Source organism: Photobacterium pectinilyticum (genome assembly GCF_024357955.1).
In the GTDB taxonomy this organism is placed as follows: Bacteria; Pseudomonadota; Gammaproteobacteria; order Enterobacterales; family Vibrionaceae; genus Photobacterium; species Photobacterium pectinilyticum.
This window is the reverse complement of sequence record NZ_JANEYT010000048.1, coordinates 16,565-36,088: the sequence shown is the minus strand read 5'-3', so window position 1 is coordinate 36,088 and position 19,524 is coordinate 16,565. Positions and strand designations below refer to the sequence as shown.

At 43.3% G+C, this 19,524-nt stretch carries 22 protein-coding genes; 7 read left to right on the top strand and 15 right to left on the bottom strand.

The window, feature by feature from the left end; all coding sequences use genetic code 11:
• The first annotated feature begins 210 nt into the window (after window positions 1-210).
• Entirely contained in the window at window positions 211-1,104 is an 894-nt protein-coding gene (gene ttcA, locus NHN17_RS17745; protein ID WP_255043993.1) for a tRNA 2-thiocytidine(32) synthetase TtcA, read from the top strand.
• Window positions 1,105-1,157: 53 nt separating this feature from the next.
• Here the strand turns inward: ttcA and NHN17_RS17740 are convergent, their stop codons facing one another.
• Complete coding sequence (locus NHN17_RS17740; protein WP_255043992.1) at window positions 1,158-1,838, bottom strand: hypothetical protein; 681 nt, start codon at window positions 1,836-1,838, stop codon at window positions 1,158-1,160.
• 360 nt (window positions 1,839-2,198) lie between these two features.
• Between NHN17_RS17740 and NHN17_RS17735 the strand changes: the two genes are divergently transcribed.
• The 3 genes from NHN17_RS17735 to NHN17_RS17725 all read left to right on the top strand — a co-directional run bounded on the left by NHN17_RS17735 (window position 2,199) and on the right by NHN17_RS17725 (window position 4,131).
• On the top strand, window positions 2,199-3,119 hold the full coding sequence (locus NHN17_RS17735; RefSeq protein WP_255043991.1) for a LysR family transcriptional regulator: 921 nt from the start codon (window positions 2,199-2,201) through the stop codon (window positions 3,117-3,119).
• Between the two features lie 198 nt (window positions 3,120-3,317).
• The gene (locus NHN17_RS17730; protein WP_255043990.1) at window positions 3,318-3,593 is read left to right on the top strand and encodes a hypothetical protein; all 276 of its coding nucleotides are present in this window, start codon (window positions 3,318-3,320) and stop codon (window positions 3,591-3,593) included.
• A 166-nt stretch (window positions 3,594-3,759) separates the two neighbouring features.
• A complete protein-coding gene (locus tag NHN17_RS17725; protein WP_255043989.1) occupies window positions 3,760-4,131 on the top strand; it encodes a hypothetical protein in 372 nt (123 codons plus the stop codon).
• 62 nt (window positions 4,132-4,193) lie between these two features.
• Here the strand turns inward: NHN17_RS17725 and uspE are convergent, their stop codons facing one another.
• The 10 genes from uspE to ccoN form a co-directional block, all read right to left on the bottom strand.
• On the bottom strand, window positions 4,194-5,132 hold the full coding sequence (gene uspE / locus NHN17_RS17720) for a universal stress protein UspE (protein ID WP_255043988.1): 939 nt from the start codon (window positions 5,130-5,132) through the stop codon (window positions 4,194-4,196).
• A gap of 272 nt (window positions 5,133-5,404) precedes the next feature.
• Complete coding sequence (fnr, locus tag NHN17_RS17715) at window positions 5,405-6,160, bottom strand: fumarate/nitrate reduction transcriptional regulator Fnr (protein WP_255043987.1); 756 nt, start codon at window positions 6,158-6,160, stop codon at window positions 5,405-5,407.
• Window positions 6,161-6,235: 75 nt separating this feature from the next.
• A complete protein-coding gene (locus NHN17_RS17710) occupies window positions 6,236-6,913 on the bottom strand; it encodes a sulfite exporter TauE/SafE family protein (RefSeq protein ID WP_255043996.1) in 678 nt (225 codons plus the stop codon).
• Window positions 6,903-7,112, bottom strand: a complete 210-nt coding sequence (gene ccoS, locus NHN17_RS17705; protein ID WP_255043986.1) for a cbb3-type cytochrome oxidase assembly protein CcoS — start codon at window positions 7,110-7,112, stop codon at window positions 6,903-6,905. The genes NHN17_RS17710 and ccoS overlap by 11 nt, the downstream gene beginning before the upstream one ends.
• Window positions 7,105-9,498 (bottom strand): heavy metal translocating P-type ATPase, encoded by a 2,394-nt coding sequence (locus tag NHN17_RS17700; RefSeq protein WP_255043985.1) that lies wholly within the window; start codon window positions 9,496-9,498, stop codon window positions 7,105-7,107. The genes ccoS and NHN17_RS17700 overlap by 8 nt, the downstream gene beginning before the upstream one ends.
• The gene (locus NHN17_RS17695) at window positions 9,495-9,986 is read right to left on the bottom strand and encodes a FixH family protein (protein WP_255043984.1); all 492 of its coding nucleotides are present in this window, start codon (window positions 9,984-9,986) and stop codon (window positions 9,495-9,497) included. Before NHN17_RS17695 ends, NHN17_RS17700 begins: the two co-directional genes overlap by 4 nt.
• Window positions 9,987-10,106: 120 nt before the next feature.
• On the bottom strand, window positions 10,107-11,087 hold the full coding sequence (gene ccoP, locus NHN17_RS17690; RefSeq protein WP_255043983.1) for a cytochrome-c oxidase, cbb3-type subunit III: 981 nt from the start codon (window positions 11,085-11,087) through the stop codon (window positions 10,107-10,109).
• 5 nt (window positions 11,088-11,092) lie between these two features.
• On the bottom strand, window positions 11,093-11,266 hold the full coding sequence (locus NHN17_RS17685) for a cbb3-type cytochrome oxidase subunit 3 (RefSeq protein WP_255043982.1): 174 nt from the start codon (window positions 11,264-11,266) through the stop codon (window positions 11,093-11,095).
• A gap of 9 nt (window positions 11,267-11,275) precedes the next feature.
• Window positions 11,276-11,887, bottom strand: coding sequence for a cytochrome-c oxidase, cbb3-type subunit II (ccoO, locus tag NHN17_RS17680; RefSeq protein WP_255043981.1), 612 nt, complete (start codon window positions 11,885-11,887; stop codon window positions 11,276-11,278).
• Between the two features lie 12 nt (window positions 11,888-11,899).
• Window positions 11,900-13,327, bottom strand: coding sequence for a cytochrome-c oxidase, cbb3-type subunit I (gene ccoN / locus NHN17_RS17675; protein ID WP_255043980.1), 1,428 nt, complete (start codon window positions 13,325-13,327; stop codon window positions 11,900-11,902).
• A 234-nt stretch (window positions 13,328-13,561) separates the two neighbouring features.
• Here ccoN and NHN17_RS17670 point away from each other — a divergent pair, with 234 nt between their 5' ends.
• Window positions 13,562-14,047 (top strand): hypothetical protein, encoded by a 486-nt coding sequence (locus NHN17_RS17670; protein WP_255043979.1) that lies wholly within the window; start codon window positions 13,562-13,564, stop codon window positions 14,045-14,047.
• Between the two features lie 121 nt (window positions 14,048-14,168).
• On the opposite strand, the gene NHN17_RS17665 is transcribed toward NHN17_RS17670, so the two are convergent.
• Both NHN17_RS17665 and NHN17_RS17660 read right to left on the bottom strand, forming a co-directional pair.
• Entirely contained in the window at window positions 14,169-14,276 is a 108-nt protein-coding gene (locus tag NHN17_RS17665) for an SDR family oxidoreductase (RefSeq protein WP_309243489.1), read from the bottom strand.
• A 5-nt stretch (window positions 14,277-14,281) separates the two neighbouring features.
• On the bottom strand, window positions 14,282-14,890 hold the full coding sequence (locus NHN17_RS17660; protein WP_255043977.1) for an SDR family NAD(P)-dependent oxidoreductase: 609 nt from the start codon (window positions 14,888-14,890) through the stop codon (window positions 14,282-14,284).
• A gap of 247 nt (window positions 14,891-15,137) precedes the next feature.
• On the opposite strand from NHN17_RS17660, the gene NHN17_RS17655 reads away from it, so the two are divergent.
• Both NHN17_RS17655 and NHN17_RS17650 read left to right on the top strand, forming a co-directional pair.
• Window positions 15,138-16,316 carry an FIST signal transduction protein gene (locus tag NHN17_RS17655; protein ID WP_255043976.1) on the top strand — a complete coding sequence of 393 codons (1,179 nt, stop codon included), beginning with the start codon at window positions 15,138-15,140 and terminating at the stop codon, window positions 16,314-16,316.
• Between the two features lie 3 nt (window positions 16,317-16,319).
• Window positions 16,320-18,407, top strand: coding sequence for an ATP-binding protein (locus NHN17_RS17650; protein WP_255043975.1), 2,088 nt, complete (start codon window positions 16,320-16,322; stop codon window positions 18,405-18,407).
• Between the two features lie 338 nt (window positions 18,408-18,745).
• On the opposite strand, the gene NHN17_RS17645 is transcribed toward NHN17_RS17650, so the two are convergent.
• Together NHN17_RS17645 and NHN17_RS17640 are read right to left on the bottom strand one after the other, a co-directional pair.
• Window positions 18,746-18,958 carry a hypothetical protein gene (locus NHN17_RS17645; RefSeq protein WP_255043974.1) on the bottom strand — a complete coding sequence of 71 codons (213 nt, stop codon included), beginning with the start codon at window positions 18,956-18,958 and terminating at the stop codon, window positions 18,746-18,748.
• Between the two features lie 27 nt (window positions 18,959-18,985).
• Window positions 18,986-19,225: a single-stranded DNA-binding protein gene (locus tag NHN17_RS17640; protein ID WP_255043995.1), complete on the bottom strand. Its 240-nt coding sequence runs from the start codon at window positions 19,223-19,225 to the stop codon at window positions 18,986-18,988.
• Between the last annotated feature and the right edge of the window lie 299 nt (window positions 19,226-19,524).

Here is a 19,524-nt window from a genome sequence, read left to right as displayed (position 1 = left end):
TATCCACGTTCAGTGCTCTATATTCCTAGCCGATATCCATTGAGATATAAGCGCTAGTGCTTAACCGAATGGCATTACATCATAGGATGTGGCTTTCTTTTATCATAGAGAAATATTTCAACTGGCTTGAAAAATCCGTATAATCCTCGCCTTACGAAAATCCAATCAGGAAATCAACCGTCGGCATTGCCGACAGTGTGAGAAATCGCAATGAATCATACAGATACTAGAAAAGAAACACTTGAATTCAACAAACTTCATAAGCGCCTTAGAAGAAATGTTGGTAATGCCATTATCGACTACAACATGATTGAAGAAAATGATGTTGTAATGGCATGCATAAGTGGTGGCAAGGATTCATTTGCGATGTTAGATATCCTATTGAATCTTCAAAAAGCAGCACCAATCAAGTTTGACGTTGTCGCTGTTAACCTAGACCAGAAGCAGCCTGGCTTCCCAGACCATATCCTGCCGGATTACTTTGAGAGCCTCAATATTCCTTACTACATCGTAGATAAAGATACTTACTCTGTAGTTAAAGAGAAAATCCCAGAAGGCAAAACTACATGCGGCCTATGTTCTCGTTTGCGTCGTGGTACGCTGTACTCGTTTGCTGAAAAAATTGGCGCGACTAAACTGGCTCTTGGGCACCATATGGATGACATCGTAGAGACAATGTTCTTGAACATGTTCCATGGCTCTCGCCTTAAAGCGATGCCACCAAAACTACGTTCTGACGATGGACGAAACGTGGTTATTCGTCCACTGACTTACTGCCGTGAAAAAGATCTGATTAAATACGCAGAGCATAAGGAATTTCCAATTATTCCTTGCAACTTGTGTGGTTCTCAAGAAAACTTGCAGCGCCAATCGATTAAAGCAATGCTGACCGATTGGGATAAGAAGGCACCAGGGCGCGTAGAAAGTATTTTTAAATCAATCCAGAATGTCAGCCCAAGTCAGTTGGCTGATAAAAACTTGTTTGATTTCGTTAATCTTCCACTGGATCGTGAAGGTGAAAGGGAAGAGTACGCGTTTAGTGAGGCAACAGTTTCATCAAGTAATATCGATGAATCAATGTTTATTGACGTGACTAACGTTTAACGTCACTCATGTCATATGCATAAAAAAGGCGACCTTGTGGTCGCCTTTTTTAGTTAAAAGTTGAGAGTGTTATTGTATATGTCGGATAACTCTTCTGCATTTATCGATGTAGAAAAATGTGGATCAAAGGCAATAGCATCATCGATGGTGTCAAATTTTTCATCTTGAAGTGCAATTATATCTCGGAGATTATTTATTATAAAATCAATCCAGTTAAAATCATCAAAATCAACATTTACCCAGTCAATATCTTCTGTATGTTCAATAATTTGAGCAAGGCTTTTATCGAAATAAGAATATTTCCCGAATATGCCTGGTAAAATAGGGGTATTGACTAGTAATTTAATTCTTGCATCAAGATTATCAAGGTTTAGGTCCGAGGAGATAATTAACGAAAGAATTTCATCATTTGCTCCATATTCCTTTCCCATACCGATAGTATAGAAAGTATCGTCAAATTCAGAGACTAAAAAAGGGGCATCGTAGGTGAAATTAGCTTCCCCGTCTGCAGATTCTACTTTACTGAAAACATACTTATCGTAGTTTTCACAATAGTCTCCATCTAGTTCTATGTTCTCTCTGTGATAGTCAGATTTAATTTTATCTATTTTGTATTGATTATCAGATAGCTTGACAGAAGCACAATATTTCTCGCTTGCTTGCGGATCGACATCATCACTGTTACAGCCACTGAGTGCTAAAATGGCTATACCTAAAAATATTGCTTTTTTCATTACTCACCTAAAGTCATGTCGTTGAATACATGATGAAAATATGTATCAAAGTCACTTATTTGATATATGCTAACTCTCGAAAGGGTGAGCACTGTCTGATTTACAAAACGGTGTATTTTAATAGGAAACGAGTGATTTTTGAATATAGCATACGGTCTTTTATAGCAACTTTCAGCTTAGGTTTAGGTTTAGGTTCTATTTGATGGAAAAAGGCTATCAGCAAGAATATCTTTAAGTACCTGTTTAAATTCAGCTGACTCTTACGGCCGATAAACTAATCATTGCCTTTTACTTATTTAAGTGTTTATTTATTATCAAAGGATTAGCTTTGAAAGTTATAAAGCACGTGGAGTAACTACGATGAATATTCTCAAGCTCGATTTAAATTTACTGAAAGTGCTCCTTGTTCTATTAGAGGAACCTAATACTCACCGTGCTGCCGATAAACTAGAGACCAGCCAACCAGCGGTGAGTCGAGCATTAGCACGATTACGCGAAGCGTTAGGTGACCAACTGTTTGTTCGCCATAACCGTGGTTTAAAATTAACCCCACGTGCAGAAGAGCTGGCCGCCGTTTTGCCAGGTATCTATTCACAACTCGATAGAGCATTAGAAAGCAGGGAGTTTGATCCTTCCGAGATGGAAGGCCGTTTTCGAATCGCGCTTAATGGTTTTTTAATTGAGAGCTACGGTACGGAGATCTATCGGCTTTTCAATCACCACTGCCCGAAAGTAGAACTCGAGTTATACAGTTTTGGGTCAAGTACGGTGTCGCAATTGCAAGATGGTAGTTGTGATTTAGCTATCACCTATCAACCGTTACTAACCCCCAAGGCCATCTATCAAAAGAACATTGCGAAGAGCCAGTTTGGGTTTATCTGTCGTCGGGGGTTAGTGGATGAGCAAAAATCAATCCCTATTGAAGAGCTAGATAATTATCGTTGGGCAGGGATGGTGGTGCCGGGCTTTAACGAGCAAATTGAATTAGTTAAAAAGTATGTGAGCTTGAATGCAAAGCCAGCCTTCCGTAGTCAGCACTCCATACCCATTCTTCAAGCCCTAAAAAGTGAAGACATGCTATTCATAGCTCCTCGTGAGCTATACCAGGTCATCGATCATAATAAATTTCAATTTGTCGAAATGGATGAGAAAGAGAATACTGGTCGGCGTGATATTATGGATATTGTCATTGCATATAATCAGCGGCATTGGAACACAGAAAAGTATCAGTGGCTTGAACAAGAAATCAGGCAACTTAAGTTATCTCGGCCTGATGAGTAATCTTGGAATGGCAAATTTGCATTAAGCTAACGTTCAGAGATGCGTTATTGGTATTTCGCTAATCCATTCCTGCCATGGTTTTTAGGCAACTGGCATCATATTATGTGTACATCAAGTGAGGGAGTTCTAAAACCTCACTGAAACTTTCTCAACACTCTCAGGGACAGAGGGTACTGATAATACACATAGAGGTAGGTTATGAAAAAATCAGCTTTCGTTATCATCGGCGCTTTGGTTCTGTCTTCACAAGTTATGGCAAATGACATACTGGATTACCACCTATCAACGGCGGGTGAGCGCACTGCTCCGACGGCTCATTTGATTAAGCAGGCGACTACACCGACAATGAGTGTACTGGAAGCTCAGCTAACCACTTCAGGTGATGCTTCAATGCCTGCAGGACATGTTGGTGATGCCCGAGTACAAGACTCTAGCAACTCAGTATTTGATTATCACTATAATACTGCTGACTAACACCCGAATCGACTCCGTTAGAGGGGCTGATGCGAAAGCGTCGGCCCTTTTCTTATGTTGAAAAGAAAACCTTGTATGAGAGTCACGGCAAAAGTGAATATTGATAGGATGTGAATCGTAATCAGTTATAATGGTGAAAGACAACAAATCATTATAAATCAATATTATGCTTATACTGAACATGGTTCGCCGTACATTGCCTATCAAAACAATATTTGTTGCACTGAGTTTGACCGTATTAGCTGGCTGCTCGTCTTCGCAATCACAAGAGTTGGGTATGCGCAGTAGTACAGTAACGAAGACGCCTCAACAAATGAGTAATCTTGAAATATGTGAGACTTATGCCTTTGGGCGAAAGGCTACGCATACACGGGTCGCCATCGCTAGTGAGTGGAATCGACGAAACATAAGCCATGCGTACTGCGATAAGATCAGAAATGAGTTGTACCTGACAGCCTTGTTGAAAAAACTCGCGAATGCCGAAGAAAAACCAGGCAGCAATCAAGTACAGCCCGTTCAGCCTATTGAGTTGCGGTAAGAAGCAGACGATTCAACAAATAAAGCCTCTTTCGAGGCTTTTTCTTTACCCGTATTGCGTTGCTAAATGTTAGGGCTTAACGGGCTGACATAACCATCAGGCTTCAAAGCCAGTAAATCACAATTCAAGCTATCGATTGTGTGCTCAGCTGTATTACCAATAAATACAGCGGATAAGCCTGTACGCCCCGTTGTTCCCAAAATAACCAGCTCGGCATCGATATCTTGAGCAACCTGAGGAATGATATCCTCTGGTAACCCTTCAAGCACATGGGTTTGCTCTTCAGGTAAGCCGTGTTTATGACGCAGCGCTTTCATTGATTTCAAGTGGTGGCCCCTTACCGCATCGGTATAGGAGGCAGGGTCGAACTCCGGAAGTTCTATCGTGATGTTAACCGGTGTCGCTGGATAGGCATTGACAAGGTTAACCTCTGCTCCAAGCAAATCAGCTACCGTTTTCGCTTCATTTACAATGGAATCATTGAGCTTATCATGGGTTTCGTCATCGGCAGCAAGGTTAACACTGGCAAGGACTTTTCCGTTTTCGGGCCAACTATGATCTTTTACCATCAGAACCGGACAAGGGCATTTACGCAGTAAGTGCCAATCTGTTGGGGTGAATATCACAGAGCCGATTTTATCGTGATCATGTGTCGCCTTGATCAGCAGATCATGATGATTGCTAAAGACTTCTGCAATGATGGCTTCATACGGGCGGTTATGCCATACAACAGTAAGCTGTATGTTAAAACCGTCGTCAGTATATGGACGAATGATATCTTTTAGCCACTCTTCACGCTGCATAACGACACCTCGGCGCATGGCTTGTCGCTCGTCTGCTGAAAGCATCGAGGTCATCTCGTATGAGAAGTCATAAATAGCGAGGAAAAGGGTGATTTTTACATCGTCGGAACGACGAGCAAGATGTATAGCGCGAGACAATGCTGGTTGATGATCCTGCTCAGGATCGACAACAACGAGTATATTGCTGTACTTGGTCATAACGGCCCCCTTACACAAACCGTGTTGGCGTCTAAACCAGTCTCTGTTCCCTCAAAGGAATGATATCGATCTGTCACTTTTGGGCAGAGAAACATTCAGAGTAATTTAACCCAAATCGGGTGCTTGCTTGTAACGTAACGAAAAAGCGTCTTTGGATACTAATAACTGTAACGTAAAGGGAAGAAATAGGGGAGTGGAGGGAGAAAATTAATATAAAAAAAGTGATACGGCTCGCGTATCACTCTTTATAAACATTCACTTAGGCAATTATTTTAAGCGATAGTGTTTTTGTTTACACCTGCAAGTTTTGCTAACTCTTCGTGATTAAGGATAGTAATGTACTTCCCTTTTACACTGAGCATTTCAGACTTTTGGAAACGTCCGAGTAAGCGGCTGATCGTTTCAACCGTCAGGCCTAAGTAGTTACCGATATCACCACGGGTCATTGTCAGGCGGAACTCACGAGGAGAAAAGCCACGCTGTGAAAAACGTAGAGACAAATTGTATAGGAAGGCAGCCAAGCGTTCTTCCGCATTCTTTTTGGAGAGCAGCAAAATCATTTCCTGATCCCCTTTAATTTCGTTACTCATCAGGCGCATGATTTGCTGACGAAGTTTTGGCATTTTCCCTGACAGATCATCCAGAATTTCAAACGGGATTTCACATACCATCGATGTTTCCAGAGACTGGGCAAAGCTCGGATGCATCATTTCATTGATGGCATCAAAACCTACTAAATCGCCAGCCAGGTGGAAAGCTGTGATCTGCTCGTCACCTTGTTCAGTGATGGTGTAGCTTTTGATTGTACCCGAACGAATTGCGTATAGCGATTTCAGCTCATCTCCAGCTTTGAATAGCTCTTGGCCTTTCTGAATGGGCTTCTTGCGTTCGATAATTTGATCCAGCTGATCTAGCTCAGACTCATTCAACGTAAATGGAATACACAACTGACTGATGCTGCAATCCTGACAGTGGATAGCACATCCGCCTGATTGGATTCGTTTGGTTGTTAGTTTGTCTGGAATCATAAGCCTGTCTAACCAATTTGATGTAGGTCAATATTTTACCATAATATGAATCATTATGACGAGTATTAAAAAAGCCTACATTATTTGTTTGATTGCGATATAACCAGTATGAACCCCGTAGGCCAATAACAGCAAGGCACTCGCTCTTTTAAAATAAAGGTTCTTAAGCCATTTTTGTAACTGGTTTGCCATTGAGCCCACTGCTAGCATGGCAGGTAGCGTGCCCAAACCGAATGCAAGCATCACACTTGCACCCGAGGTAGCGCTCCCTGCAACCGCCGCCCAGCTCAAAGTGGAATACACTAAACCACAAGGTAGCCACCCCCAGATCATTCCAAAGGGAATCGCGGCAAAAGGGCTACGTAAAGGTAACAGTTTTTTTGCGGCCGGTGAGAGGTAACGCCATAAGCCTTCACCAATGACTTCAATTTTACTGACACCATGCCACCATTGACCGATGTATAATGCGAGTAAAATCATCATCGTAGCAGCAAGAAAGCGTAAAGCAGCTAAAGCTGTCACTTGTCCGCTATAGCTTGCTAGATTTGCAAAAGCGCTGCCTATTATCGCGCCGGCAATCATGTACGATGCGATTCGACCCAGATTATATAACACTAAATACGGCCAGCGGGAAGATTGTTGATTACCTTGAATACCAAGAGTCAGAGCGGCAGATACGCCTCCACACATCCCTAAACAGTGTCCAGCCCCCATCAAACCTATAACGAAGGCTGCATAAAAATCAGCGGTTATCATGGCTATCACTTATTTCATTTTCAGACTGCTTAATCTTGCTTTCGGTCGGCTTTGACTCATCTTCATCGAAAAGAATATCGTAGCCTTGGCGCTCAAGATCTTCGAACTGTTCAGTACGAACTGCCCAGAGGAAAATCCCGACAGCGATGCACACAAATACAATCGCAATAGGTATTAATAAGTAAAGACTAGCCATTTTCTTTTAATAACCTTAAGGAATTTGAAACAACGATAATAGAACTGCCTGACATACCCACAACCGCAATGTAAGGGGCAACAAAGCCTGCCACCGCCAGCGGTAGAATGATCAAGTTGTATCCCAGTGCCCAAGCCAGATTCTCACGAATAATTTTTCGTGTTTTCTGGGCTAGCTTTCTGGCACGTAAAATACGGGATAGTTGATCACCCAGCAATACCATATCAGCCGATGACTTGGCTATATCCGTTCCGCCGCCCATAGCAACAGAAAGGTGTGCACCCGCCAGTACGGGGGCATCGTTAACACCATCACCGATCATCAAGGCTACTTTGTCTTTGCTTAAGCTTCTAAGGTATTCCAATTTGCCTTCAGGAGAGGCTCCTGCTCTAAGGTTATCAACGCCTAGTTTATCGGCTACCACTTGTGCTGATGCTGAATGGTCACCGGTTAGCATAGTGACTTGAATACCTTCTGCCTGAAACTGTTTAATCAGTTCAGGGCTATCCTCTCGGATAGGGTCATCCAACATAAAGCTCGCCACAAGCTCACTATTACAGCTTAGCCAAACTTGATAGTGGTTATCACATGATGCAAGCAATTGATCTTTTTTCGGGTTAGTGTCTAGCACAAAGTCAGCTTTACCAATCCGCCACTCTTGGCCATCAATAGAGCCTTTAAGGCCACTGCCGATAACATTTTCTACCTCATCAAACCGTGGTGCCTCATCACGGTAAACAGAAAATGCCCGCGCGATGGGGTGATTCGCAAAGCGTTCGAGCTCCGCCGCCATTTGCAACGCTTGTTCTTGTGAATGGTTGTTGAAGGTCTGTGTGTTAACCAGCCGGATATTACCTTCGGTTAGCGTGCCTGTTTTATCTATAACGAGTTGATTCACATTGCATAATGTTTCAAGAACGTGGCCACGGCGTAACAAAATGCCTAGACGTCCGAGGCTAGAGGTTGAACATGTCAGCGCAGTTGGCGTCGCAAGGGAGAGTGCACAAGGGCAGGTCGCAACCAAGACGGCAAGCGTGATCCAAAGGGCATCCTCCGGACGGTGTTGATGCCAGTAAAGCCAAGTAGCCGCAGAGATAATCAAAATACCGGCAACAAAATAGCGGGCAACAATATCTGCAACCTCTGCAACCTTTGGTTTCGAGCTCTGTGCTTCGTCTTGCAGTCGAACAATATTGGATATCAAAGAGTTTTGGCGATCTTTGGTGACCTTCAAGGTAATGTGGCTGTCGCCATTTATAGTACCTGCGTAAACCATATCGCTAGTCGCTTTTGTAACCGGCATGGATTCACCGGTTAACATGGACTCATCAATTGCCGTTTGGCCTTTTACTATTTCGCCATCGGCCGGAAGGCTTTCACCTGGTAGTACAGTGACAACGTCACCAGCTTTTAGTGTCTTAGCCGCAATTTGTGAACCATCATCCAATGTTGCCATTGCGGGTACCAACTTGAGTAGGTTGGCGCTGGCAGCAGCAGCCTGTCGGCGTGCCCTCATTTCGAGAAAGCGACCGAGCAGCAAGAAGAAAGTGAACATCGAAATTGATTCAAAGAACACCTCGCCTTTTTCCATCACAGTTGCATAGAGGCTAGCAACATAGGCAAACAGCAAGGCAATAGAGACAGGGACATCCATACCTAGTGTTCTTGCCCGAAGATTACGCCAGGCGTTGAGATAAAACGGCAGGGCAGAGTAGAGTAAAACGGGAGTGGCGAAAATTAAACTTACCCAGCGGAGGTAGTTTTTGAACTCGGCATCTAAGTCACCGAAGATCTCAAAATACAGTGCGACGGCTAGCATCATGACTTGCATGGTCGCAATACCCGCAATGCCAAGTCGATATAGGTAACCTTTCATGGTGCGGTGGTATTGTTGCTCTTGAGCATCCGCTTCAAAAGGGGCGGCTTTGTAGCCTAAACGATGGATAACACTTAAAAGGTGGCTGAGCTTTACGCTTTCAGGATCCCAAGCTAATAGGGCTCGGTGAGTAGTCGTATTGACCCTGATAGAAACTACACCTGGTTCGCGTTTAACTTGCTTCTCGATTAGCCAAGCACAGGCCGCACAAGAAACCCCATCGAGTGACAGTGACGCTTCTTTACTATTTTCGTTATCACGAACGAACTCCTGTTGAATTTCATCATGATCATAAAGTAGGAGTGATTGCAGCTGTTGCGGTACCAAGTCGGCTTTTTCCGCCGGTGCCGTGCGGTATTCGTAATAAGAGGTGAGGCCACTATCCACAATGGTTTGTGCTACCGCTTCACAGCCAGGGCAGCACATGTCACGTATTTTGCCAAGTATTTCTACATGATGCTGGCAACCCTGTGGAACAGGATCGCCGCAGTGGTAACAGTCTTTCGTCATTCCTTAATCTGCCCGTACAGCGAAATCGGGTCGGATGATGGCAAGTTCACACGTCCTTGTAACATCCAGTCTCCATCAAATGGTTCTAACTCGACAAACCATGGACCATCTAAAATCGCTGGAGATTCAAAGCGATAAGTCCCTGAAAGATCGGCGCTCACCATTTGAGTAAAATCTTTATTAGCTAGAGTACGGTGTGTGAATGTCACACGCAAATTTGGATAGTTATCTAGATCACCTTTATTGAAAAAAACATTGATATCACTGTCATTAACGGCAACTTGAGCTTTCAAGTTCAAGGCATCGGCTACTCGAAGGCGTGATAGGTCTAGGTTAATTGCCTTACCTTTTTTGTAATAATCTTCAGCGACGAGATCGACTTTATTTTGAGAAAAGATATACACAGCTGTCAGGCTATAGACAATTGAAGTAGCAGGGATGGCAAAAACGAACCATGGCCAGAACTGCTTATACCAAGGTTTACCCATATTGAATACCTATGTTACTTAGAGGGATTTAGCCCCTGAAGATAACAGGGGCTAGTCGTTAAGTCTCAGATATTTGTACGAAATTAATGAACAAATTGTAACTGAGTGTTGGTTGGTTTGTTATTCTGGTGTGTCGTCGCTTAGGTTCCAGACATAAGCCGAGATAACCTGAACTTTTTCTTCTCCCAGAATATCTTTCCACGCTGGCATCACGCCTTGGCGACCGTGTGCAATAGTTGCCTCTACCGCACGACGAGAACCGCCATATAGCCACGTATTGTCCGTCAGATCCGGTGCACCAAATGCTGGGTTACCTTTACCATCCGTACCATGACATGCCGCACATACAACAAACTTTTGTTTACCAGCCGCTGCTTCTTTAGCGTTCACACTTCGGCCGGACAGGCTAAGTACGTAACTGGTAACCTCAGTGATGCCATCTTTACCAAGCGTCTCACTCCAACCGGGCATTACACCTTGGCGACCTTCCATGAGTGTCGTCTTGATAGTTTCAGCTTCACCGCCGTATAACCAAGCATTATCAGTTAGGTTAGGGTAACCAAGCTGACCACGGGCATCAGAGCCGTGGCACTGTGCGCAGTTCTGCAAAAACAAGCGTTGACCGACCTTAATAGCTTCTTCATTTTCAGCGATCTGAGTAATTGGAAGCAGAGTGGTGCCAGAAGCATCGTATGCTAGGGTTTTGAATGTTTCGCCAAAACGTGCTTGGGCATCATCCAACTCTTTTGCATACTGGTTCAAACGTTGCTCTTTCTGGGCATTGGCAATCGCCAACTTGGATTCCTCGATAGAACGCACGGTTTGATCTGAACTCTGCCAGCCCAAGAAGCCTTTGTAGTTACCTAATCCAGGGAAAAGGAATAGGTAGAGCAGGCCGAAAATAATGGTGCCCCAGAACATGTAGGACCACCATTTAGGCAGTGGGTTGTTGATCTCACGAATACCATCGTATTCGTGCCCCATATCCTCACCTTCTTCAACACCCATTTTATCCTTGCTACACCAAATCAATAGGGCAGCAATACCGGTTAGGGTACCCAGCGTGATGATTGTTATCCATAGACTCCAAAACGTAGTCATGTTTTCTAACTCCTGTCATTCTCACGCGTTGCCATATCTTTTTCTTCGTCTGCGAAAACGAGGTTCGCAGCTTCATCGAAGCGAGATTTTTGGCGTTTACTGTAAGCCCAAAGGACAATACCAATAAAGCTACCGAACAGAATTAATGTCCATATGCTATGAATGGTTCCGATATCCATGGTACCCCCTTATTTCATTGCGTGACCGAGTGACTGGAGATAGGCAATGAGCGCATCCATCTCAGTCTTGCCTTTCACTTCTTCACCAGCGTTTGCCACTTGTTCATCAGTGTACGGAACACCAAATTGATTTTTAAAAATACCGAGCTTTTTCGATGTCAATTTGCCATCAAGCACATTTTCTTCCAACCAAGGGAAACCTGGCATGTTGGACTCAGGAACAACCGCACGAGGATCACGAAGGTGAACACGGTGCCAGTCATCAGAATAACGGCCGCCTACGCGAGCGAGATCAGGACCAGTACGTTTTGAACCCCATAGGAACGGGTGTTCCCACACGCTTTCACCGGCTACAGAATAGTGGCCATAGCGCTCAGTCTCAGAACGGAATGGGCGGATCATCTGGCTATGACAAACGTTACATCCTTCACGGATATACACATCACGGCCTTCCATTTCCAATGCCGTATACGGACGAAGGTTTTCAACCGGCTCGGTTGTTTGGTCTTGGTACAGCAGTGGGGTAATTTCCACCAGGGCGCCGAAACTGATAGCAATCACAATGAGGATCGCAAGAAGGCCGACATTTTTTTCTACAATTTCATGACGATTATTAGCCATTGTCGGTGTTCCTTATGCTGGTTGCTCTGTGGCTTTCAGGCTTTCTTTTGGTGCAAGAATTGTCTTGTATGCGTTGTATGCCATTAAGAACATACCCGCCAAGAAGATTGCACCGCCTACAAAACGAACGAAGTAGAATGGGTAAGAAGCCTGTAGCGACTCAACAAAGCTGTAAGTGAGCGTACCGTCGGTGTTAACCGCACGCCACATCAGCCCCTGCATCACACCAGAAATCCACATTGCCACGATATACAGAACTGTACCGATTGTTGCTAGCCAGAAATGTACGTTAATCAATTTAATTGAGTACATACGTTCTTGGTCGAACAATTTAGGGATTAAGTGGTAAACCGCACCAATAGATACCATTGCTACCCAGCCTAACGCACCAGAGTGTACATGGCCGATTGTCCAATCTGTATAGTGTGATAGGGCGTTAACAGTCTTAATCGACATCATTGGGCCTTCAAAAGTTGACATGCCGTAGAACGACAGTGATACAACCAAGAAGCGCAAAATAGGGTCATAGCGAAGTTTGTGCCATGCACCAGATAGCGTCATGATACCGTTGATCATCCCCCCCCAAGATGGAGCGAATAGAACCAGTGACATCACCATTCCCAGAGACTGAGTCCAGTCAGGAAGAGCGGTGTAATGTAGGTGGTGAGGCCCTGCCCAGATGTAAAGAGAAACTAATGCCCAGAAGTGAACAATAGACAGACGGTATGAATAAACAGGCCGGCCGGCTTGTTTAGGTACAAAGTAATACATCATCCCCAAGAAACCTGCAGTAAGCAGGAAACCAACCGCATTGTGTCCGTACCACCATTGAATCATGGCATCGACAGCACCAGAATAAACCGAATACGACTTACTCATTGATACTGGGATAGCCATACTGTTAACAATATGCAGAACAGCAACGGTTAGGATGAAGGCACCAAAGAACCAGTTCGCCACATAGATATGCGACGTGTTTCTTTTAATCATAGTACCGAAGAAAACGATGGCATAGGAAACCCAGACAACAGCAATGGCGATATCAATCGGCCATTCCAGCTCTGCGTATTCTTTACCGGAAGTCCACCCTAACGGCAGTGTAATTGCCGCGGATAGAATGATAGCTTGCCAACCCCAGAAGGTAAACGACGCTAATTTTCCACCAAACAGTCTTGCTTGACATGTGCGCTGCACTACGTAGTAAGACGTAGCGAATAGTGCACTGGTACCGAATGCGAAAATCACTGCATTAGTGTGCAATGGTCGTAAACGGCTGTATGTCAACCAAGGAAGGTCGAAGTTTAGTGCCGGCCATACCAGCTGAGCGGCAATCAATACACCAACGCCCATTCCGACAATTCCCCAAAGTATGGTAACCAAGGTGAATTGACGAACGACCGTATAGTTGTAGTTTTGTTCAAGCTGCTTTACTTGGCTCATGTTGCATGCTTCCAATTTTAATTGTTCAACTACACTCTTTTCCTTGTGCGAACAACAAGTTGTCGCAATGCCACCCAAAGCTTCAATAATTACAGGTTTGCTTTTTTAAATCCCCCAGTAATTAAATTGCTATTTTGTTGTAAAAGTGGCATTTTCAGTGCCTTATACTACTTTAGATAACCAATAATTGACAGGGTCAAGCCCACAGGATGTTTACGGTTAAGCAACATTTATGTGAAAACTTTGACCTCTGTAACATGGGAAGCACGTAAAATCATGGCTGCAGAAAAGCTGACTAAAGGCAGATTTATCCAAATTATATTTCTTATGACCGTATTGGTCACTGCATTCGTATGGAGAACAGTTACCTATGACGAAAGTGAGGGTGGAAGTATAAATGCAGAAACCTGCGAGCTAACAGCAGAAAAATGTATTAATACTCAGAGCAATAAATCGTTAAAACTCTCTTTATCGCCTTATCCAGCTGTAGCAAATCAGATTATCGAGATACAAATTCATAACATAGATGTTAAGCCAGAAGCGACGGTTGAAGGTGTCAACATGTATATGGGTATTATTCCGGTCACGTTTGAGAAAAAGCCAGAGGGTTGGGTTGGCCGATTTAGTGTTCCTGAATGCATGCACGACGAAATGCAGTGGGCAATAAATATCAATCAGGGAAAGAAAAAGATAATTGCTGTTTTTACAACGAAAAAGTAATTAAAAATAAATAGGTTATATAATTTAATTTGCAATTACAGGGTTTGATTAACTAAACCCTGTAATTATCCTATAATTGTTAGCTGATATTGTATTCCAGAGGGGAGGTGGGAAGGTGGATTTATTTGCTGTAAACCATTTTTTTTGTCATACCGCCATCAATGATAATATTTTGACCGTTAATAAATCCCGCCTCATCAGAGAGCAAATATGCCACCATTGAGGCGATATCAGTTATGTTACCGACACGTCCGGTGAGGTGTTGTGTGTGTCGGTTTCGCTTAACTGTTCCTCAGAAGTATGTATCCATCCCGGAGAGATACAGTTCACTCGAACACAGGGGCTCAAGCTTGTTGCTAAGGAATGTGTCAATGCAACAATACCACCTTTAGTTGCACTATAAGCTTCGGTATTTGATTCGGACTGTAGTGCGCGGGTAGAAGCAATATTTACAATGCAGCCATTTGTGTTCTTAAGTAATTGTGAAGTGTGCTTTGCCATCAGCATAGGAGCCGTTAAATTTACGGCTAACGCTTTATTCCAATCATGAATATCCAGTTCGTGTAGAGGGGCGTTATAAGGGGTGGCAATAGCAGCATTATTAATAACAGCATCAAGCCTTCCGTGCTGCGATGTTATCTCTTCAATTAAAGTAACAATTTGCTGTTCTTTGGTGACATCAAGCTGTTTAAAGCGAATGAGAGGATTTTCGGAAACCAATTGGAATCCAGCATTCTCATTAATATCAACGGCAATGACCAGCATATTTTTTGAAAGGTAATTCGCAATTCCCTTACCAATACCGTTTGCGCCACCTGTTACCAGTACCACTTTGTATTCCATCGTTCCCTCATCATTCAACCGCTACAAATGCTATCCTATACCCAGTCACTTCAAATTGTTCGGGTATACTTATCAGTAGCGGTCATTACGTTCAGATCTTTAATTTATTACAATAAAAAAGCAGACACTACATGGGATGCATGTAAGAATATGCGTACGTAACTTCAATGGTTTGTATTCCACTCAGTTTTACTTAAAGTTACTTGGGTAACGTTACAAATCAAAATAATCTATAGATAAATTCCCCATGGATATCGCAACAAGCTTTTCTTCACAGGCAATAGCATCTGATGCCATTCAAGAGGCCATCGAACAATTACAAGCAAAGCTTGCTAACCCCAAATTGATTCTTGTTTACTTTTCGGAGAAATTTGACGTTGTCACTTTACAGGAAGCGCTGATTGTCGCCTTCCCAAACGCACAAGTATTGGGGTGTACATCTTGTCAGGGAGTGATGACAGAAAGCGGATACCACCATGGTCGAGGGGTCGCACTTTGGGCAATATCCGATTTTCATGGAGCTTACGGAACAGCCATTGTTTCTACAAACCATTCAAAATATGAGATGGCAAGGCAAGCATTGTTAAAAGCCATCGCTAACAGTGGTCGTTCTGGCGAGTTACCGGCACTTATCGTACTTCATGCGAGCCCAGGATATGAAGAAGAAATCATTCAGGGAATTGAAGATGAACTGTGCACTTCAGTTCCAATCATCGGAGGGAGTGCGGCCGATGATCATATAAAGGGCAACTGGTCCATTTTTACGCACGAGCAGAACACACAAGAAGGTGTCGGGATAAGTGTCATTTATCCATCTTGTCATATCAGCTACTCGTTCCATTCTGGCTATGCCAGTACTGGTCAGTTTGCCAAGGCAACCAAAGTCGAGGGCAGGGAGCTTATTGAACTTGATGGAAAACCAGCTATCGAGGTTTATCAAAACTGGATGAACCTATCTATGAGTGACGCTGAAAATATAATAAATAACAGTAGCTTAAACCCACTTGGTCGCGTAGCCGGTGTTGTTCATGAACTACCATATTTTAAATTAGCTCACCCATTGAAAACCACTGATCGGGGCGGGATAACCTTATTTGCTAAAGTGGAGTTAGGAGAGACGCTGTACTTCATGCAAGGCACCGAGGAGCGCTTAGTTACCCGCGCCGGACGGGTAGTGAATGCAGCAAGTAACATTTATGCCAACGAGGAAAGCCTTAACCCGATCGGCGGTATTACTATTTACTGTGCAGGTTGCATGCTCCGCGTACAACATCGTATGAAAGAAGTTGCTCAGTACGTCAAAAGTGCGATGCAGACAGCACCTTTTGTCGCTCCATTTACATTTGGCGAACAAGGACAGTTTGTAGGGGGCGAAAATGCCCATGGTAACTTGATGATTTCAGCAGTTTTGTTTCACAAGGATTAAGCAATGGTAAATTATGAATCTGAAAAGCTCCAAGAAACATTGCTTGATTTATTGCGAACACGAGAGCGAGAAAAACAATTACGGGATGAAAATACAGCAATTTTAGCGGGTATTGCTGCAATGGCCGGAGCTAACAACAAACGGCAGGTATTCAATAGCTTATTGTCTGTATTGCGAAAATATATCGGTTTTGAGCATGCACTGGTATTAACCCGCGAAGACGAAACTGCACCGCTGCAAGAGTTGGTAACAACCTGTCGTTTTTTTGAATCAAGTATTTGGCCTATTGGAAATACGTTTATCCGTTCGTTGAATGGCGACAGTATTGTACTTTACGACCCAAGCCAAGTTTATGAATTTAAGGAGCTCTCACCAGAAATGGTATCGTACTGCCAGTCTGTATTGCTTACTGGTGTAAAGGTCAGCTCTGGCGACGCGCTCTTGCTATTTATCCATACGGAAAAAGGGCAGTTTACCCCTAATTGCCGCAGGGTGCTTGAACGATTCCGGCCGCTGTTAGAAAGGGCCATCATTGATATTGATTACCGTGAGCGTTTGCAGTCGTTAGTTACAGCCCGCACACAAGAGCTTACACATAGTCAGCAGCGCTTTAAAGATTTTGCGAAAACAGTCGGTGATTGGTTCTGGGAGGTTGATCCTGAGTACCGCTTTACTTATATATCATCATCAAATCTGACTAACCATACCGTTGATAGTAATTGTATCCTCGACATATTTGGAGCTTCTGTAAAATATCGTGATCGGTTACAGGCGATCTTTGAAAATCAAGTCGCATTTGAAGATCTCGAGTGGCAATTGCCTGAAGATGAAGGTGGACTTTGGATTAGTCTCAGTGGGACACCTTACTTTAATAAGCAAGGTCAGCTGTTGGGTTACCGAGGTACCGCAAAAGACATAACCAGTAGAAAGCAACAGATCGAAGAAATAAAGCAGGCAAAACGGCAAGCTGAAGATGCCAACAAGGCAAAATCTGAATTTCTAGCGATGATGAGTCACGAAATTCGGACGCCATTAAATGCAGTGCTAGGTTTGTTAGATATGCTAGGTGATTCTGGATTAGATATAAAGCAGCAAGGCTGGATAAACCAGATGGACCAATCTGCACAGTTACTGCTGACAATTATCAACGACATATTAGATTTGTCGCGGATTGAATCAACAAGCTTTGAGCTGTTCAATAGCAGACTGTGCTTATTCGACTGCATCGATTTAGTTATTACTCAGCTGCAAGATCAAGCTCAAAAGAAAGGGATCAAGCTTTATAGTTATATCAACGATGAAGTTCCGGAGCAAATTATCGGTGATAAAAACCGAATCTCCCAGGTGTTGTTTAACCTTGTTGGAAACGCGATCAAGTTCACTAATGAAGGTTCGGTTTCTGTAGATGTAACTCAAAGCCATAACAAGTTATACCTGAAAATAACTGATACGGGGATTGGCATTTCACCCGAAGCACAGAAGCAATTGTTTAAACCTTTTAAACAGGCCGACGGCAGTATTACTCGAAAGTATGGTGGTACTGGACTGGGTTTAGCAATTAGTCAGCATCTGATTAAAAAAATGCAAGGTGAAATTCAACTGCAAAGTAAACTGGGTATTGGCAGTTGTTTTACTGTTATTTTGCCATTAGACACTCTAGAAGCTGAAGGCTCTGAAATCGAAATTCCGGTTGTTGAAGTTGAGCATTTACCAAAACTCAATATCCTGGTGGCAGAAGACAGTCCAACGAATCAGTTAGTTGCGAAACTCATGCTAGAAAAGCGTGGCCATAAGGTAATGATTGTCAACAATGGGCAAGAAGTCTTAGACATCGATGATAGCGGACTGAACAAGCTAGATATGATTTTGATGGATATTTCAATGCCAGTACTTGATGGAATCAGTGCAACGAAAGAGTTGCGAGCCCGAGGCGCTGATATTCCAATCATTGCGTTAACGGCCAACGTCATGCAATCAGATCAGGAGGCTTACTCTGAAGCCGGCATGAATGGCTTCATCGCCAAACCGATCATTGCCAAGGAGCTTGATAAGGTATTGGCAAAGTATCAATTACTGATAGCTAAGAAATAAGAATGCTAGACACGCACTAAAACGCCGAGCTTGTATAAGCTCGGCGTTTTGGGTTTAGGCTTGATGAAATCAAGCCTAGTAATAAACACCATGTTTTGAAGTACCAGGCAAACTGACCATTTGCTGCAGTACTTAAAAAAAGGTGTTTATTACCTATTTTATGGTAAATAACGAATACTGTTAAATTGTACAGTGCTTCGAAGCATTGCTGTCGAGCAAAAGAAAAGCAGGGGAAACCAAGAGATAGCCATAACTGCTTATATCTATATTTAGAGAAACCCTATTTAACATAAGGTACATAATGCGCACTGGGAAGGGTTTGAGTTTTATAGCTGGGTCTAATCTGGTTCATGGCCTTCAAACACGCCTGAATCAAGCATTTCGTTGTAAAGCTCAGGCGTTAACTCTACCAAATCATAATCACCGTAATCAGTTGCACAGCTGACTTTAAGTGCCTCCCAAGATTTGAATGTGTAAAAACCATCTTGCTCAGTAAATGTAGAAATCATTTCTGGAGTTACTTCATCAAAGTAAACTTTAGTTTCAGTCATACCCACAGCACTCTTGTTTGCGGCTAATTATAATGCCGGCTCCAATGGTTGGATCATCATGCCAAACCGTTTAAGTTCAATGCTACCAAACTTGTTCACGATAAAACTAGAGCTATGAACGGTATAATTACCTGCCGGATACGCTGGCTGGCTTTCTTGTAATTGTACTTTCATCAATGTCGGGAAACGTCCACCCAAATGAGCATAAGCATCCTGCTCATAGATTGTTCTTGGAGGCTTTCCATCTTTGCCAGGATTGTTCGAGATGACTCATAACATGCATTTTTGTAGGCTCCTACAGGCAGCCGCTCCTTTAATGATTTCCCTGTCATCGTATGAACTCGATAATTTGAACTGTGTCACCGTCGCTACCTGAAAATCTCAAGGCGGTGGTTTCAAGTTTGAGCTGTTCACCTGCGGCCAACTACCAACCCTCGTTAATGACTTTCCGTGAGTGTTTGCTAAGTCTGCTTTCATTAAAATGTGACAGTGTGATGCATTGGCATTTATTGGTGAAATACCACTCTTAATGGGTAGTTTGCGGGCTGAAATGCCGTCACCACCCA